Origin of the sequence: Streptomyces apocyni, from assembly GCF_009739465.1 — a bacterium.
GTDB lineage: Bacteria > Actinomycetota > Actinomycetes > Streptomycetales > Streptomycetaceae > Streptomyces > Streptomyces apocyni.
The window spans coordinates 1-16,510 of record NZ_WHOM01000038.1; the positions used below are offsets into that span (position 1 = coordinate 1).

12 protein-coding genes are annotated in these 16,510 nt (G+C 71.0%); 9 read left to right on the forward strand and 3 right to left on the reverse strand.

Annotation, left to right across the window (positions count from 1 at the left end):
- Nucleotides 1-632: 632 nt before the first annotated feature.
- The 6 genes from GCN81_RS05995 (at nucleotide 633) to GCN81_RS06020 (ending at nucleotide 9,603) form a co-directional block, all read left to right on the forward strand.
- Nucleotides 633-2,783, forward strand: a complete 2,151-nt coding sequence (locus tag GCN81_RS05995) for a glycogen debranching N-terminal domain-containing protein (protein WP_156722446.1) — start codon at nucleotides 633-635, stop codon at nucleotides 2,781-2,783.
- A 52-nt stretch (nucleotides 2,784-2,835) separates the two neighbouring features.
- Nucleotides 2,836-3,585: an NUDIX hydrolase gene (locus GCN81_RS06000; protein ID WP_197287500.1), complete on the forward strand. Its 750-nt coding sequence runs from the start codon at nucleotides 2,836-2,838 to the stop codon at nucleotides 3,583-3,585.
- 178 nt (nucleotides 3,586-3,763) lie between these two features.
- Nucleotides 3,764-5,557 (forward strand): ATP-binding cassette domain-containing protein, encoded by a 1,794-nt coding sequence (locus GCN81_RS06005; protein ID WP_156722449.1) that lies wholly within the window; start codon nucleotides 3,764-3,766, stop codon nucleotides 5,555-5,557.
- 162 nt (nucleotides 5,558-5,719) lie between these two features.
- Nucleotides 5,720-6,607, forward strand: coding sequence for a FadR/GntR family transcriptional regulator (locus GCN81_RS06010; RefSeq protein ID WP_156722451.1), 888 nt, complete (start codon nucleotides 5,720-5,722; stop codon nucleotides 6,605-6,607).
- Nucleotides 6,608-6,973: 366 nt separating this feature from the next.
- Nucleotides 6,974-8,518: an RNA polymerase sigma factor gene (locus GCN81_RS06015; protein WP_156722453.1), complete on the forward strand. Its 1,545-nt coding sequence runs from the start codon at nucleotides 6,974-6,976 to the stop codon at nucleotides 8,516-8,518.
- Between the two features lie 158 nt (nucleotides 8,519-8,676).
- Complete coding sequence (locus GCN81_RS06020) at nucleotides 8,677-9,603, forward strand: S1 family peptidase (RefSeq protein ID WP_156722454.1); 927 nt, start codon at nucleotides 8,677-8,679, stop codon at nucleotides 9,601-9,603.
- A gap of 95 nt (nucleotides 9,604-9,698) precedes the next feature.
- Here the strand turns inward: GCN81_RS06020 and GCN81_RS06025 are convergent, their stop codons facing one another.
- The gene (locus GCN81_RS06025) at nucleotides 9,699-9,923 is read right to left on the reverse strand and encodes a DUF7455 domain-containing protein (protein ID WP_156722456.1); all 225 of its coding nucleotides are present in this window, start codon (nucleotides 9,921-9,923) and stop codon (nucleotides 9,699-9,701) included.
- A 463-nt stretch (nucleotides 9,924-10,386) separates the two neighbouring features.
- On the opposite strand from GCN81_RS06025, the gene GCN81_RS06030 reads away from it, so the two are divergent.
- The 3 genes from GCN81_RS06030 to GCN81_RS06040 all read left to right on the forward strand — a co-directional run bounded on the left by GCN81_RS06030 (nucleotide 10,387) and on the right by GCN81_RS06040 (nucleotide 14,815).
- A complete protein-coding gene (locus GCN81_RS06030) occupies nucleotides 10,387-12,522 on the forward strand; it encodes a DNA gyrase/topoisomerase IV subunit B (RefSeq protein WP_156722458.1) in 2,136 nt (711 codons plus the stop codon).
- A 152-nt stretch (nucleotides 12,523-12,674) separates the two neighbouring features.
- On the forward strand, nucleotides 12,675-13,217 hold the full coding sequence (locus tag GCN81_RS06035; protein WP_156722460.1) for a DUF485 domain-containing protein: 543 nt from the start codon (nucleotides 12,675-12,677) through the stop codon (nucleotides 13,215-13,217).
- A complete protein-coding gene (locus GCN81_RS06040; protein ID WP_156722462.1) occupies nucleotides 13,214-14,815 on the forward strand; it encodes a solute symporter family protein in 1,602 nt (533 codons plus the stop codon). The genes GCN81_RS06035 and GCN81_RS06040 overlap by 4 nt, the downstream gene beginning before the upstream one ends.
- A 10-nt stretch (nucleotides 14,816-14,825) precedes the next feature.
- On the opposite strand, the gene GCN81_RS06045 is transcribed toward GCN81_RS06040, so the two are convergent.
- Nucleotides 14,826-15,491: a sucrase ferredoxin gene (locus tag GCN81_RS06045; protein ID WP_156722463.1), complete on the reverse strand. Its 666-nt coding sequence runs from the start codon at nucleotides 15,489-15,491 to the stop codon at nucleotides 14,826-14,828.
- A 29-nt stretch (nucleotides 15,492-15,520) separates the two neighbouring features.
- Nucleotides 15,521-16,464 (reverse strand): IS5 family transposase gene (locus tag GCN81_RS06050; protein WP_407697943.1). Its coding sequence is split into 2 segments (ribosomal slippage): nucleotides 15,521-16,033 and nucleotides 16,036-16,464, totalling 942 coding nucleotides; the frame shifts between segments, so codons are not numbered across the junction.
- Between the last annotated feature and the right edge of the window lie 46 nt (nucleotides 16,465-16,510).

The following is a 16,510-nucleotide window of genomic DNA, read 5'->3' on the forward strand; positions in this document are numbered from 1 at the left end:
GCGGGAGGTGACCAGCCAGCGCGGCATGCGCCGGTGCGCTGCCCCGGGGTGCCGGTGGGCGGCGCGCCGCACCCTCGGCCCGCCAGCCCCGAGTACCTGCCGGTGCCGAAGCCGGTGCGGGGGAGGGCCGCGGGGTCGGCACGCGAGTCGGGGAGAGGGCCGCCAAGATCGGTACCCCACGTCCGTGGCCGTGGCTGGCGCCCCGCGGTGCGGAGCACGGGGCCGTCGTCTGTGCCGCTCCCGGCCGTCCGCGTCGCGATCCGCTCCGCGTGAGCCCCGGGCCCGCCGTGCGCCGTGCGGTTGCGGGCTCCGCTCGGCCGCACGGCGGCGCGCGAGGCGAGCTGAGGTCATCCGAGGCGTCCTCGCGCGTGCGTCGGCCGCGGTCCGGGCAGCGTGGGAGCGCGTGGTGGCCGGAACGGGTCGGGGTGGCCGTGAGGAAGGCCGTGACTCGGGCGGTGGGCGCTCCGTTCACCTCGGTGGTGGGAGTCGGCCGCCCGCCATCCGACCACTGTTCCTCGATGAGCCGCTCCACGGGCTCCCCTCCTGGCCGCGCGCGTCGTCAGCACAATGCCGGAGACCGAGCGGCGCGCCGCTGGGGGCGCAGCGCGCGGGAGCGCAGAAGAAGCTGCCCCATGCCGCCGTCCGTGCCGTCCCGCACCCCTGGCTTCACCAGCGCCTCGGGCTCCGATGGTCTCTCCCGGCCCTCCGCCAGCTCTGGAGCCCTTGGCGAGGAGATCCGTGCCGCTCCTTGGGAGCCGCGGGCTCCGAGGAGCGGTGGGGCCGGGAGAGGGCCGGTCCCCGCGGTCCGCCGCGCGGTGGAGTTGCCACCCGTGCACGCCGCGCTGATCTGCGTCGCTCTGCCCGGCCTCACGATTTCGCCCGAACACGGCCAGCTCACCGGACGGGGGCTTGAGGGCTTCTACCGTGCGGGCCGCCGACTGCTCTCCCGATGCCAGTTGAGGGTGGCCGGGCGGGAACCGCTGGCCTTGCAGGCGCGCCTGCTGTCCGCGGACCGAGCCCGCTTCGTGGCGACCCTGCGCCCGTCCGGTGAGGGCGGCCCGGACCCTGTGGTGGTCGTCGAGCGCATCAGGGACGCCGCGGGCAGCGAACGGATCACCCTGCGCAGCGCCGCGAACCGCGTGCTGAGAGTGCCCGTCGAGGTGTCCCTGGCTACCGACCTCGCGGAGCTCGGCGTGGTTGCCTCGGGGGCTCCGGGCGCGGAACTGCCCGCGAGCGTGCACGGCTCGGGCATGCGCTGGTCATCCGCCGCGGGCGGCCAGGCCGTGGTCACAGCGGAGCCGCCACCGGACGACGCCCTCGCGTCGGCTGGGCTGCTGCGCTGGGAACTCGACCTGCCGCCCGGCGGCAGCCGCAGCGTCGAACTGCGGGTGCGTCAGGACAGCTCGACGCCCCGCCGACCCGTGGGACGCGGCCCTACGAGCCCGTTCTCCGAGGCGCGGGTCACGGGCGACGATCCTCGGGTGCGGGGGTTGCTCGACACCTGTGTGGGCGACCTGCGCGCACTGCTGCTGCGCGACCCCCGGCACCCGGCCGACGTACACATCGCGGCCGGTGCGCCGTGGCGGTGTGGTCTCGCACCGGCAGAGGCGCTGGCCGCCGCCCGGATGGCGCTCCCACTCGGGACCCGGCTGGCGGTCGGCACCCTGCGGACGCTGGCCAGGACGCAGGTCACGGAGAGCGGACCGAGCGCCGGGCGGCTGCCAGGGCCGCTGCGGGACGCGGGTCCGCACCTGCCGCCGGGGTGCACCGGAATCGAGGCGACGCTGCTCTTTCCGGCGCTGCTCGCCGAGGCCAGGCGCTGGGGACTGTCGGACCAGGACACGGAGGAGTTGGTGCCTACCGCGGAGAGATGCCTGCGGTGGCTGCGCGGTGCGGTCGGGGACGGCGTCTATCTGCCGGACCCGTACCCGGGCGGACCCCACCGGTGCGAGATCCAGGCGCACGCCCACCGTGCCGCGCTGCTTGGCGCGGAGCTGCTTGAGGAGCACGGCCGGGCGGGGGCGGCGGGCTGGCGGCAGTGGGCGGCAGAGCTGCGCACCGCGTTCCGCGAGGACTTCTGGATCGAGGACCGTGCGGGTGGCAGGCCCGCCGCCGCCCGGACGCCCGATGGCCGACCAGTGTCGTACCTGGGCAGCGGCGCGGCGCACCTGCTGGACACCGGCCTAGCTGGGGGCGGCCTGGCTCCCGGTCTGCTCGACCGAGTCCAGACCGGGCAGCTGGCCCGTCTGCTGGGCGGGCCGACCATGGACTCGGGCTGGGGGCTGCGCAGTTTGGGGGCCAGGGAGCCCGGCTACAACCCGTTCGGCCACCGGGGCGGCGCCGTACGGGTCCATGAGACGGCCGTGGCCGTCGCGGGCCTGGCCGCGGCGGGATACGAGAAGGAGGCGAACTCCCTGCTGAAGGGTGTGCTGAGCGCGGCCGAGGCCTTCGGGCACCGGCTCCCCGAGATGTACGCGGGGGAGCAGCGGACCGAGGACGGTGCCCCGCTGCCGCACCCGGCTGCCTGCCGCCCCGCCGCGACCGCCGCGGCGGCGGGCGTGCACCTCCTGACGACTCTGGCCGGAGTCCGCCCCGACGCCCCGGCCAAGGCGGTGGCGCTGTGCCCGGTGAGCAGCGCCCCGCTGGGCGAGATCGGCTTCACCGGCCTGTCGGTCGCGGGTGGCCCGTTCTCCGTACGCATCAGCAGGCTCGGCCTTGCCATGATCGAGGAGGCGGTGGACGGGCTCCAGTTGGGTGGGGACGCGCAGGGTTTCAGGGCGTGACGTGCTGAGCGAAGGGAGTGTTTATCGTCAGGAAGACGACTATGATCGCGGCATGTCGCCCTACGACCCGTCGGCCTTCCCGCCCTTTGCCGTCACTGTCGATCTGGTCGTGCTGACCGTACGCCGCCACGCGCTCTGTACGTTGGCGGTTCGTCGAGGTGAGCCGCCGTTCCAGGGGCGTTGGGCGCTGCCCGGAGGCTTCGTCCGGCCGGACGAGGATCTGGCGGGGGCCGCGGCCCGGGAGCTGGTCGAGGAGACCGGGCTCTGCGTCCAGGACCCGGGCACCCCGGCACCCGCGCCGGGCACCGGCGCGCATCTGGAGCAGCTCGCCACCTACGGAGACCCCAAGCGTGATCCGCGGATGCGTGTGGTCAGCGTGGCCCATCTGGTGCTCGCCCCCGACCTTCCCGCACCGCGGGCCGGGGGTGACGCGAACAGCGCGCGCTGGGCACCGGTGGAGACCTTGCTGGGGCCCGAGGGGGAGGCCAGCGCGCTCGCCTTCGATCACGCGCAGATCCTCGCGGACGGAGTGGAGCGCGCCCGCTCCAAGATCGAGTACTCCTCACTGGCCACGGCCTTCTGCCCGCCGGAGTTCACCGTCGGAGAGCTCCGGCGGGTGTACGAGGCGGTGTGGGCCGTCGCCCTCGATCCGCGCAACTTCCACCGGAAGGTGACGGGCACGCCGGGCTTTTTGGTGCCCACCGGAGGGACCACCACCCGGCAGGGTGGCCGACCCGCGCAGCTTTTCCGGGCCGGTGGGGCCACCCTCCTCAACCCGCCGATGCTGCGCCCGGAGGTCTGAGGGCCTGGGTGACACCCCGGCGGGGCGGCGCCGTTGAGCCACACCCGTGGCCTACAACCTGCCCGAAATGCCGCGAATATCGCGTTATCTTGCTGGAGTAACCCAGGGCTTCGTCCGCCCCTGACTCGGCGGACAGGCCCTCGGCCGCCGAGCGGTCACCCCTCCCGCGAGAGAAGCGATGATCCAGGCCATCGGACTGACCAGCAATGCCCGACGGGACCAGCCGCCCGCCGCTGACGATGTGTCCTTCGAGGCGCCGCCCGGACGTGTCACGGCGCTGCTCGGAGCCGCGGACTCCGGCACGGCCACCGTGCTGAGACTGATGCTCGAACTCCAGGCGGGCCGTGGCGTCACCTACTTCAGAGGCCGCCCACTGCACCGCATCGCGCGCCCGTCACGCGAGGTCGGTGTCCTGGTCGGCGACGTGCCAGGACATCCCGGGCGTACGGTCCGCGGCCACCTGCGGATGCTGTGCGCGGCCACCGGGGTGCCCCTCTCCCGCGCCGACGACGTGCTCGAGTCCGTCGGCCTCGTCAGCCTCCGCGACCAACGCCTGGGCACCCTCTCACGCGGCATGGACCGCCGCCTCGGCCTGGCCTGCGCCGTACTCGCCGACCCGCACACCCTCGTACTCGACAAGCCGTCCGACGGCCTCTGTGCCCGCGAGAGCGCTTGGCTGCACGGAGCTCTCCGGGCCCACGCCGACCAGGGCGGAACCGTCCTTTTCAGTACCGCCGACCCCAGGGAGGCGGCCCGCGGCGCCGACCGCGTCGTGACACTCGACCAGGGCAAAGTCGTCGCCGACCAGGAGGCGGACGCGTTCGCCCGCACCCGGCTCCGCCCCCGTGTCGCGGTGAGATCCCCGTACGCCGCACGGCTCGGCGCCCTGCTCGCCAAGGAGGCCCGGGTCACCCAGCGCTCCGTCGAGATCGTCCGCGAGGACGGCAACCGGCTGTCGGTGTACGGCAGCCACTGCGCGGACGTGGGCGAGACCGCCTTCAGGCACGGGGTCCTGATCCACCAACTCGCAGACGAAGTCGGCGACTGCGGCCCGCCGCCCCCGCCGGAGCCCTCCGAGCGGGCAGCGGCCGCCACCCCGAAGCCCGAAGCCGCCGCCCAAGGAGCCAGACGGCGCGAGGCGAGAGGACGAGGCAGCCAGGCCCCGCTGTCACCGCTGCCGCCCCCGATCACCGTCCGTCCCGCCCGCACCCCGCTGAACCCGCTGCGCTACGAGGTGCGCCGGGCCACTGGAGTCAGCACCGGCTGGCTCGTCACGCTGCTCGTGCTCACCGTCTCCACGCTCATGGCCGTGGCCCTCGCGCGAGCCGGTCACACCCCCCAACCCCGCCTCCTCGCCGCCTGGCCGCACGAACTCCCGCTGCCCCCAGCGGCCATGGGCGCCGGGCTGCTCGGCGCCCTCGCCTTCGGCGACGAGTTCCGCCACCCCGCGCTGGCCGTGTACCGCGCCGCCGTGCCCCGCCGCCTCGGCCTCCTGCTGGCCAAACTCGCCGTCTCCGCGGCCACCGGGCTGCTGATCGCGCTGGCCACCGTCGTCTGTGCCGGTGGGGCACTGCACCTTGTGTACGGGTCGGAGCTGAGCCGGGTTCCCGCCGACTGGCCACTGCTCACCGTCAGTTGGCTCGCCCTCGTGGTCGGCTGCGCCTGGGCGGGGCTGCTGGCCGCGGGCGTCTTCCGGTCCACGGCCGCGGGGTTGGCCGCGCTGCTCGCCGTACCGGTCGTTCTCGTACCTCTGGTACAGAAGGCGTTCGAAGGGCCGTCAGCGCGCAGCGCCGCCGGTCTCCCCGGCCGGCTCCGCGATCTCGCCCTGTCCCAGTGGCCGTTCGGGAGCGAGCGGTACATCGCCGGAGCCCTGCGGGTGATCGCCCAGCCCGTGGGCGGCGCGCTACTGCTGAGTCTGACCGTACTGCTGTGTGCCTACCTGCTCACCACGCTGCGGACCAGGCTCCGCTGAGGCATACAGTGCCGCCGTTCACCCGTAACTGCGAACAACCGCCCGGAGAGCGCCCACTTACGTCCGATTAGGCGTCAATTGTGGCAGGGTAAGCGATCACCCTTTCGTGTGCTTTTCACCAAAGACCTCAAGGGGGTTGAAGGCAGAGCCGACAAAGGTTCCGTGAGTACCCTTGCGCACACCATGATGACCGCCGCCCGCTCCGCTGACACCGGCCTCGCAGGTCCGGGCGAACTCGATCGCTACCCCTACGCCGAGGCCCCGAACGCCGGCCGCGTCGGTGCCCCCGCCTGGGACGGCCCCGACCAGGAACTAGGCCGTGCCAGCCGACGCACGGCGGGCAGCCGTGGCCGCGGGCTGCACGGCCAACTCGTCCAGCAACTCGGTCAGATGATCGTCTCCGGAGACCTGGGCGCCGACCGCCCGCTCGTCCCCGAGGAGATCGGCCAGCGCTTCGAGGTGTCCCGCACCGTCGTGCGCGAGTCCCTCCGCGTCCTGGAGGCCAAGGGGCTGGTCAGCGCCCGCCCCAACGTCGGTACGCGGGTACGTCCCGTAAGCGACTGGAATCTGCTGGACCCGGACATCATCGAGTGGCGCGCCTTCGGGCCGCAGCGCGACAACCAGCGCCGCGAGCTGAGCGAGCTGCGCTGGACCATCGAGCCGCTCGCCGCCCGCCTGGCCGCCGGGCACGGCCGCGACGACGTACAGCAGCGCCTCGGTGACATGGTCGAGATCATGGGCCACGCGCTGGGCCAGGGGGACGCGATCACGTTCGCGCGTGCGGACGCCGAGTTCCACTCGCTCCTGATCCAGGTCGCCGGCAATCGCATGCTCGAGCACCTGTCCGGCATCGTCTCGGCCGCGCTGCACGTCTCCGGCGGCCCGACCACCGGCTGTGACCGTCCCAGCGAGTCCGGGCTCGCCCACCACTCGCGGCTGGTCGACTGCCTCGCCGCGAACGACGGGGCGGGGGCCGAGGCCGCGATGCGCCAGCTGCTCACCGTCCACCCGGATGTGGAGCGCGTGGTTCCCGCGCCCCGCGAGCACTGACCCCCCGCGGTACGTGCGGCCCCCGTGCGGCGGCGCGAATTTCCCGTGCGGCGAGTCGCCGGGCCCAGCCTGGGCCCGGCGACTCGGTTCTCCACACGCCGCCACTTGTGGGTGAATGTCCGCTCCTGTCGGTTATCAGTGGCTACGGGGTGTGACTCGGGCCACGCAGATTGGGCGTAACGCTCTTCCGGGTAGCGCGATGACCTAAGAGGTGACAGTCGAGGAGGGAATACAGCGGCCGCTTTCGGCGCTGTGCTAGCTCCGACACCCGCCGTGCCGTCGGCCCATCATCAGTCGGCGGTCGTCGGCTCCGGTTCCATAGTGGACGGGGCCGGACCCGTTTACCATCGTTCCGAGAGGTTGTTCGTGTCGGCCAGCACATCCCGTACGCTCCCGCCGGAGATCGCCGAGTCCGAGTCTGTGATGGCGCTCATCGAGCGGGGAAAGGCTGAGGGGCAGATCGCCGGCGATGACGTGCGTCGGGCCTTCGAAGCTGACCAGATTCCGGCCACTCAGTGGAAGAACGTTCTGCGCAGCCTCAACCAGATCCTCGAGGAAGAGGGTGTGACGCTGATGGTCAGTGCCGCGGAGTCGCCGAAGCGCCCCCGCAAGAGCGTCGCAGCGAAGAGTCCCGCCAAGCGCACCGCTACCAAGACCGTCGCGGCCAAGACCGCGACGGCGAAGAAGGCCACCGCCAGCGCGGCTGCCGAGGCGTCCGCCGCCCCGGCCGCGAGCGAGGACGCCGTGGCCGCACCCGCGAAGAAGGCCGCCGCCAAGAAGACGGCAGTCAAGAAGACCGCCGCGAAGAAGACCGCCGCCAAGAAGGCGACGGCGAAGAAGGCGGGCAAGGACGAGGTTCTCGGCGACGAGCCCGCCGAGGAGACCCCCGCCGCGAAGGCAGGCGAGGAAGAGGAAGAGACCACGGGCGGCGAGGCCAAGGGCTTCGTCATCTCCGACGATGACGAGGATGACGCGCCCGCGCAGCAGGTCGCCGTCGCTGGTGCCACCGCCGACCCGGTCAAGGACTACCTCAAGCAGATCGGCAAGGTCCCCCTGCTCAACGCTGAGCAGGAGGTCGAGCTCGCCAAGCGCATCGAGGCGGGCCTGTTCGCCGAGGACAAGCTGGCGAACGCCGACAAGCTGGCTCCGAAGCTCAAGCGCGAGCTGGAGATCATCGCCGAAGACGGCCGCCGGGCGAAGAACCACCTCCTGGAGGCCAACCTCCGCCTGGTCGTCTCGCTCGCCAAGCGCTACACGGGCCGCGGCATGCTCTTCCTGGACCTGATCCAGGAGGGCAACCTCGGTCTGATCCGCGCCGTCGAGAAGTTCGACTACACCAAGGGCTACAAGTTCTCCACGTACGCCACCTGGTGGATTCGGCAGGCGATCACCCGCGCGATGGCCGACCAGGCCCGCACCATCCGTATCCCGGTGCACATGGTCGAGGTCATCAACAAGCTGGCGCGCGTCCAGCGCCAGATGCTCCAGGACCTGGGCCGCGAGCCCACCCCGGAGGAGCTGGCCAAGGAACTCGACATGACCCCGGAGAAGGTCATCGAGGTCCAGAAGTACGGCCGCGAGCCGATCTCCCTGCACACCCCCCTGGGTGAGGACGGCGACAGCGAGTTCGGTGACCTCATCGAGGACTCCGAGGCGGTCGTACCGGCCGACGCGGTGAGCTTCACGCTGCTGCAGGAGCAGCTGCACTCGGTGCTGGACACCCTGTCCGAGCGCGAGGCGGGCGTGGTCTCGATGCGCTTCGGTCTCACCGACGGTCAGCCGAAGACCCTCGACGAGATCGGCAAGGTCTACGGCGTGACGCGTGAGCGCATCCGCCAGATCGAGTCGAAGACCATGTCGAAGCTGCGTCACCCGTCGCGGTCCCAGGTTCTGCGCGACTACCTCGACTAGGACAACAGAACCGGTCAGTACGCCGAAGGGCCTGGAGTCTCCCACAGGGACTCCGGGCCCTTCGGCGTGTCCGGGTCCCGCTGCCCGGCTCTGGGTGCGCGATCCCGCCTACTGGATAACGCTGAGTGCGTCAGTGCCACCCAGAGTGAGGAGATCGCATGCGTCGCCGTCGCGTCGTCGGGTCATTGCGGGCGGGGCTTGCCCTGGTGGTAGGCGCTGCCGTGCTGCCGCTGGTGGGGTCGGGTGCCGCAGTCGCTGACGGAGTGATCGTGGGTGGCTTTCCGGTCCGCGTGGCTGAGGCGCCGTGGGTGGTCGCGCTGTCCAGTCGTGACCGGTTCGGCGGTACGCGCTCCGGGCAGTTCTGCGGCGGCGTGGTGGTCGGGCCTTCGACCGTGCTCACGGCCGCCCACTGTCTGCGCCGCGAGGTGCTGGGGGTGCCCTTGGGGGCCATGCGTGATCTTCGAGTGATCGTGGGCCGGGAGGACCTGCGGACCAGGGACGGGCTGGAGGTGCCGGTACGCGGTGTGCGGATCAGTCCCGCGTACGACCCGTACACGAGCGTCGGCGATGTGGCCGTACTGCGGCTGGCGGCGAAAGTGCCCGCGTCCCACATCCTCCCGATGGCGCGTCCCGGTGACGCGGCGTACGAGCCAGGGACCGAGGCGGACGTGTACGGCTGGGGCGATACGACCGGTGCCGGTGACTACGCGGACACGCTGCGTGCCGCGCGGGTGTCGGTGTTGCCAGACGGGGCGTGCGAGAAGGCCTACCCGGGCGGTCCGGCGGGGACCTACCGCGCGGGGGCCATGCTGTGCGCCGGGGAACCCGAGGGTGGCCGGGACGCCTGCCAGGGCGACAGTGGCGGCCCGCTGGTCGCGCGGGGCCGACTGGTCGGTCTCGTGTCGTGGGGCGCGGGGTGTGGGCTGCCGGGCAGCCCAGGTGTCTACACGCGTGTCTCCAGCTTCCTCAGGCACGCGCCGGACGGGGGTGGAGAGGGAGACGGAGTTGTGGGCTGGCCGTCGTCCCGCCCAGGCTCCCCAGGAGCCTCAGGCGGGCTGACGGGTAACGGTGACGGTAACGGCTGACGGGTACGAGAACGAGCGGCCGTCCCTGGTGGGTGCAGGGGGGCCGCCCGGTCTGCCGACCCGGGGTCGGCGCTGGCTCGTCGTCGTGCGAAGTGTCAGCGTTCCTCTTCGTTTGCCGGTACGGCGGTCAACCGCTCCGTCTCGTCCTGTATCTCAGCGGCGATCTTCTTGAGTTCCGGCTCGAACTTGCGACCGTGGTGGGCGCAGAAGAGCAGTTCGCCGCCGCTTGTCAGTACGACGCGCAGGTAGGCCTGGGCGCCGCAGCGGTCGCAGCGGTCAGCGGCCGTCAGCGGGCTCGCGGGGGTCAGAACAGTAGTCACGTCGCCTCTTCTCTAGCTCGACGAGCTGTCGTACCAGGGTCAACATCCAACCAGGCCGAAAACGTTCCCGCTCGTGGCTTTTCCTCGAAACTTCTTCCCGAGGGGTTGTCTGTTACCGGTTGGCGGCGAATGTGCCGTATCAGGTCACTTACGGTTTTCGCGTGGTCTGTCGAGTTGCTGGTCGGGTCCGGGGGTCGGTATTGCTCGGTCCTCACCAGCCAGGTGCGGCTGGTCGTTCATGAGGACGTGCCCGGAGCCTAAATGGTTCATGCCTGGTTGGGAACGTGATATGTGCATCACCCCTTTGAGGGATCGAACGCGCGTACGAGTCTGAGCTAGGCTGAACTCATACGTGGGTGGCGTGACAACGGCTCTACCAGGCCTCGGTACCCTCTGATCGGCGAACGACGCCGGGCCCTCGCTTCACAGGGCCACAATGGAAATTCAGCGAGGAGCGAAACGCGTGACCGCCGAGACGTCCGTGCCGTCCACAGCGCTGCTGACCGGAGCAGACCGGGATGGTTCCAACTACACCGCGCGGCACCTCCTCGTCCTCGAGGGGCTCGAAGCGGTCCGTAAGCGTCCGGGTATGTACATCGGGTCGACGGACAGCCGTGGCCTGATGCACTGCCTCTGGGAAATCATCGACAACTCCGTCGATGAAGCCCTGGGCGGCTACTGCGATCACATCGAGGTGATCCTGCACGACGACAACTCCGTGGAGGTCCGGGACAACGGCCGGGGCATCCCGGTCGACGTCGAGCCCAAGACGGGCCTGTCCGGCATCGAGGTCGTCATGACCAAGCTGCACGCGGGCGGCAAGTTCGGCGGCGGTTCGTACGCCGCGTCCGGCGGTCTGCACGGCGTGGGCGCCTCCGTGGTCAACGCCCTCTCGGCCCGCCTGGACGTCGAGGTGGACCGGAACAGCGCCACCCACTCCATCAGCTTCCGTCGCGGCGTCCCCGGCGCGTTCGCGGGCGAGGGCGCCGACGCTCCCTTCGACGCGGCCGGAGGGCTGCGCAAGGGCAAGCGGGTGCCCAAGACCCGCACCGGCACCAGGGTGCGTTACTGGGCCGACCGCCAGATCTTCCTCAAGGACGCCAGGCTCTCCCTGGAGACCTTGCACCAGCGGGCCCGCCAGACCGCGTTCCTGGTCCCCGGGCTGACCATCGTCGTACGCGACGAGCGGTCGGGCGGTGATGGCTCCGAGGCCGGAGGCGGCAAGAGCGAGGAGACCTTCCGCTTCGACGGGGGCATCAGCGAGTTCTGCGAGTTCCTCGCCCAGGACAAGCCGATCTGCGATGTGCAGCGCCTCTCCGGGATGGGCACCTTCAAGGAAACCGTCCCCGTCCTGGACGAGCTCGGCCACATGACCCCCACCGAGGTCACCCGCGAGCTCACCGTCGACATCGCCCTGCGCTGGGGCACCGGGTACGACACCACGGTCAGATCCTTCGTCAACATCATCGCCACCCCCAAGGGCGGCACCCACGTCACCGGCTTCGAGCGCTCGCTCACCAAGACGATGAACGAGGCGCTGCGCACCCAGAAGCTGCTGCGCGTCGCCGAGGACGACATCGTCAAGGACGACGCCCTGGAGGGGCTGACCGCGGTGGTCACGGTGCGGCTCGCGGAGCCGCAGTTCGAGGGGCAGACCAAGGAGGTCCTGGGCACGTCGGCGGCCAACCGCATCGTCGCCGGTGTGGTCGCCAAGGAGCTCAAGGCCTTCCTGACCTCCACCAAGCGGGACGCCAAGGCCCAGGCCCGCGCGGTGATGGAGAAGGCCGTCGCCGCCGCCCGTACGCGCATCGCGGCCCGCCAGCACAAGGACGCGCAGCGCCGGAAGACCGCCCTCGAGTCCTCCTCGCTGCCCGCCAAGCTGGCCGACTGCCGCAGCGACGACGTGGACCGCAGCGAGCTGTTCATCGTTGAGGGAGACTCCGCGCTCGGCACCGCCAAGCTGGCCCGGAACTCCGAGTTCCAGGCCCTGCTGCCGATCCGGGGCAAGATCCTCAACGTCCAGAAGTCGTCCGTGTCGGACATGCTGAAGAACGTCGAGTGCGGCGCGATCATCCAGGTCATAGGAGCGGGCTCGGGCCGCACCTTCGACCTCGACGCCGCCCGCTACGGAAAGATCATCCTGCTGGTCGACGCCGACGTCGATGGCGCGCACATCCGGTGCCTGCTGCTGACGCTCTTCCAGCGCTATATGCGGCCGATGGTGGAGGCGGGCCGGGTCTTCGCCGCCGTACCGCCGCTGCACCGGATCGAGATCGTTCAGCCCAAGAAGGGCCAGGACAAGTACGTGTACACGTACTCGGACAACGAACTGCGCAGCACCCTGCTGGAGTTCCAGCGTAAGAACGTCCGCTACAAGGACTCCATCCAGCGCTACAAGGGTCTCGGTGAGATGGACGCCGACCAGCTGGCGGAGACCACGATGGACCCGCGGTATCGCACCCTGCGCCGGATCAACATCAGCGACCTGGAGTCGTCCGAGCAGATCTTCGACCTGCTGATGGGGAACGAAGTCGCCCCCCGCAAGGAGTTCATCACCAGCTCCGCGGCGACGCTGGACCGCTCGCGGATCGACGCCTGAGGCGACCACAGGCACCTGACAGACACCTGGCAGACACCTGACCGGTACGTCACCTGATGGAGTGAAGACCACGGATTGAAGAGTCCGGGATCTTCCCGGTCTGCCCATCCTTGGGCGCGCGGCAGAACCAGGCCGCGGACAAGGAGAGTTCGGTGGACAAGCACGACCGTCGCGATGCCGGGCAGATCCAGCTCGGCGATCTCAGCGACATCGGTGATCCCTGGTACGACGCGCTGGACTCCGGCTGGGGCGAGCGGGACAGCACCGGTGCGCTCGTACCAGCCCCGCCACCCGCGCACCCGGCGCCGCAGGATCGATCCGTCAGCGTCGCCGACATCTATCTGGAGGTTCAGCACAGCGCGGCCTTCCAGGAGGTACGCAGGCGGTATCGGAGGTTCGTCGTCCCGCTCGTCGCGCTCTTCCTCTGCTGGTACGTCGCCTACGTCGTCGCCGCGACGGCCGCCCCGGGTCTGATGGCACGGCCGGTCGCGGGCGCGGTGAATGTCGCGCTGCTTGCCGGACTCGGACAGTTCGTCACCACCTTCCTGCTGACCTGGGTGTATGCCCGGCACGCCCGGCTGCGCCGGGACGAGGCGGCGCTCGACCTGCGGTGGGTCGTGTTCGACAGGAAGCGGGTGCGGGACCAGGCCGCGGGGACTGCGGGGACCATGGGGACCACGGGGGCGGACCGTTGACGGCGCCGATCGGTGACCACCAGACCCTGGCGCTGGTGCTGTTCAGCTTCTTCGTGGCCGTCACGCTGGGGATCACCACGTGGGTCAGCCGTCATCGGCACGGCTCCCCCGAGGAGTTCTACGCGGGTGGCCGGCTGTTCTCGCCCATGGAGAACGGTTTCGCCATCGCGGGTGACTACATGTCGGCGGCGTCCTTCCTGGGCATCGCCGGGCTGATCGCCCTCTTCGGCTACGACGGGCTGCTCTACTCGGTGGGCTTCCTGGTCGCCTGGCTGGTCGTGCTCTTCCTGGTGGCCGAACTGGTACGCAACTGCGGCCGGTTCACCCTCGCCGACGTGGTGGCCGCGCGGATGAGCGAGCGCCCGGTCCGGATCGCCGCGGGAACTTCCTCGGTCACCGTGTCCGTTCTCTATCTGGTGGCGCAGATGGTGGGGGCGGGCAGCCTGGTCGCGCTGCTTCTCGGAGGTACCAGCGGGGCGGCGCAGACCTGGACCATGGTCGGGGTCGGAGCGCTGATGGTCATCTATGTGTCGATGGGAGGGATGCGCGCCACCACCTGGATTCAGATCGTCAAGGCCGTACTGCTGATGGGCGGGGCGATCGCCCTGACCGTGCTCGTCCTCGTGCGCTTCCACGGCGACTTCAACCACCTGCTGAACACGGCCGCCGACCGCAGCGGCCACGGGAAGGACTTCCTGTCCCCCGGGCTGAGGTACGGCGGTGACCTGGTCGCGCGCTTTGACTTCATCAGTCTCGGACTCGCGCTGGTGCTCGGCACGGCGGGGCTGCCGCACATCCTGTCGCGCTTCTACACCGTGCCCACGGCGCGGGCGGCCCGGCGTTCGGTCGTCTGGGCCATCGGGCTCATTGGCAGCTTCTACCTGATGACGATCGTGCTCGGCTTCGGAGCGGCCGCGATCGTGGGCTCCGACGCGGTGCGTCAGTCCAACCCCTCAGGGAACACCGCGGTTTCGCTGCTCTCGCTCGATCTGGGCGGCGGTGCGGGTTCCACCGGAGGAACGGTTCTGTTCGCGATCGTCGCCGCGATCGCCTTCGCCACGATCCTGGCCGTCGTCGCGGGCATCACGCTCGCCTCCTCGGCGTCCGTGGCCCATGATCTGTACGCCTCGCTCAAACGCAAGCACGCCAAGCCGCACAGTGAGGTAGCCGTGGCCCGGCTCGCGGCGGTCGGCATCGGTGTCGTCGCCATCGTCCTCGGGCTGCTCGCCCGCGACCTGAACGTCGCCTTCCTGGTGGGCCTCGCCTTCGCGGTCGCCGCCTCGTCCAATCTGCCGGTGCTGCTCTACTCGCTGTTCTGGCGAAACTTCACTACCCGCGGCGCCGTGTGGTCGGTCTACGGAGGGCTGGTCCCGGCGGTACTGCTGGTCGTGCTCTCGCCGGTCGTCTCAGGCAGTCCGGAGTCGATCTTCCCCGGCGTCGACTTCCACCTCTTCCCGCTGCAGAACCCTGGTCTGGTCTCCATCCCGCTCGGCTTCCTGGCCGGCTGGCTCGGTACGGTCACCTCGCCGGAGCCCGCGGACCGGGCCAAGCACGCGGAGACGGAGGTCCGCTCGCTGACGGGCGCGGGGGCCGCTTAGCGTGGGCTGCTTAGCGCGGGCTGCCCGGACGGGCCTCGTCGGCGCGTACGGCTACGACGTCCATCCGGGCCGGTGACGCGAGCGCGGAGCCGCAGCTCTCGGGGCGTGGTGGCAGCGACGCGCCCTGGGCCACCGTGACGCGCCAGTGGCGGCCGTCGGCGTGCGTGACCGTCACCTCCCAGCGTGGAGCGACTCCGTCGACGGCCGCGACGGTGAGCACGCCCGCGCGGTCCTCGCCCGTCGAGGTGCGCACCGCGAGTTCGGCGGCCTGGCCGGGGCGCTCCCACGCGGAGCTGCCCCGGCACTGGCCGGTCACGATCCGGCCCTCGGCCACGGCCGCGAGGACGTCCTTGACCGCGTGCGCGCCGATCCTGCCGTACGCGTATCCGTACGGCAGCACCAGCAGCGTGGGCGAGAAGCGGTGGCCGCCGAGATGGGTGACCTCCCAGGCCCCAGGGGTTCCGGAGGCGGCGAGCTCGGCGGCGAGCGGGCGGCCCAGCAGGGCGCAGCAGCGGTCGCGTTTGCCGTTGGTGCACACGAGGGCGAGCGGTGCGCCCGTGTGCGGCGCTCCGCCGAGCGCGTCATCGAAGCTGGTGTGGTCGCCGTCGCCCAGGGCGGCGAAGTCCATCCGCAGCAACTGGGCGGGGTCCTCGATGACGGCCGTACGCAGCCACATCGCGGCGTCCGGCGCCTGCGCGTGCGGTGCTAGGGGGCTTCTGGTGGCTCTTGGACGGTGTCGCGGAGCCAGATGACGATGGCGGTGACGGTCAGGGTGCCGTTGAAGATGTAGTCGCGTTTGTCGTAGCGGGTGGCCACCGCGCGGAACTGCTTCCACTTGTTCACGCACCGCTCGACCGCGTTGCGACGGCGGTACTGGGCTTTGTCGAAGGCCGGGGGCCGGCCACCGGCCTGTCCCCGGTGCTTGCGGTGGGCCCGCTGGTCATCGGGCTGAGCGATGGTGGCCTTGATCCCGCGCCGCCGCAGGTAGGCGCGGTTGTCCCGGCTGGAGTACGCCTTGTCGCCGCGCACCCGGTCCGGTCGGCTGCGTGGTCGGCCCGTGCCGCGGCGCCGGATGCGCAAGCCGTCCAGCACCGGGGCGAACATCGGGCTGTCACCTCGCTGACCGGGCGAGGTCAGCCAGTGCAGCGGGCGGGCCCGGTCGTCGGACAGCAGATGAACCTTGCTGGTCAGCCCGCCCCGTGAGCGCCCCAACGCCTCGCGCCCATCCGCTTCCTCACGGGTCCCGCCCCCTTTTGCGGGTAGTCGGCCGGGGGCTTGCGAGGCGCCCCGGCCGCGTGCTGATGCGCCCGGCAGGACGTCGAGTCGATGTTCACGGCCCATTCCCGCCGGTCCGCCTTGCGGGCAAGCGCCCCGTCCGGGTCTGCGGCGTCCGCCTCGATCTGTAACTCGCGCAGGACAGCCTTCCAGGTGCCGTCGGCCGACCAGCGACGATGACGCTCATAGACGGTCTGCCAGGGGCCGTACCGTTCTGGCAGGTCAGGCCAGGGCACCCCGGTCCGGGCCCGGAACAACACCCCGTTGATCACCTTGCGGTGATCCGCCCACTGCCCGCCCGGCTTGCCGTTACCGGGCAGGAGAGGTTCGATCTTCCGCCACTGCGCGTCCGTGAGCTCGTGTCGCCGCACCATACGGGCGTCCTGCCCGGACAACTACGAGATCCACCCAGCCCACCAA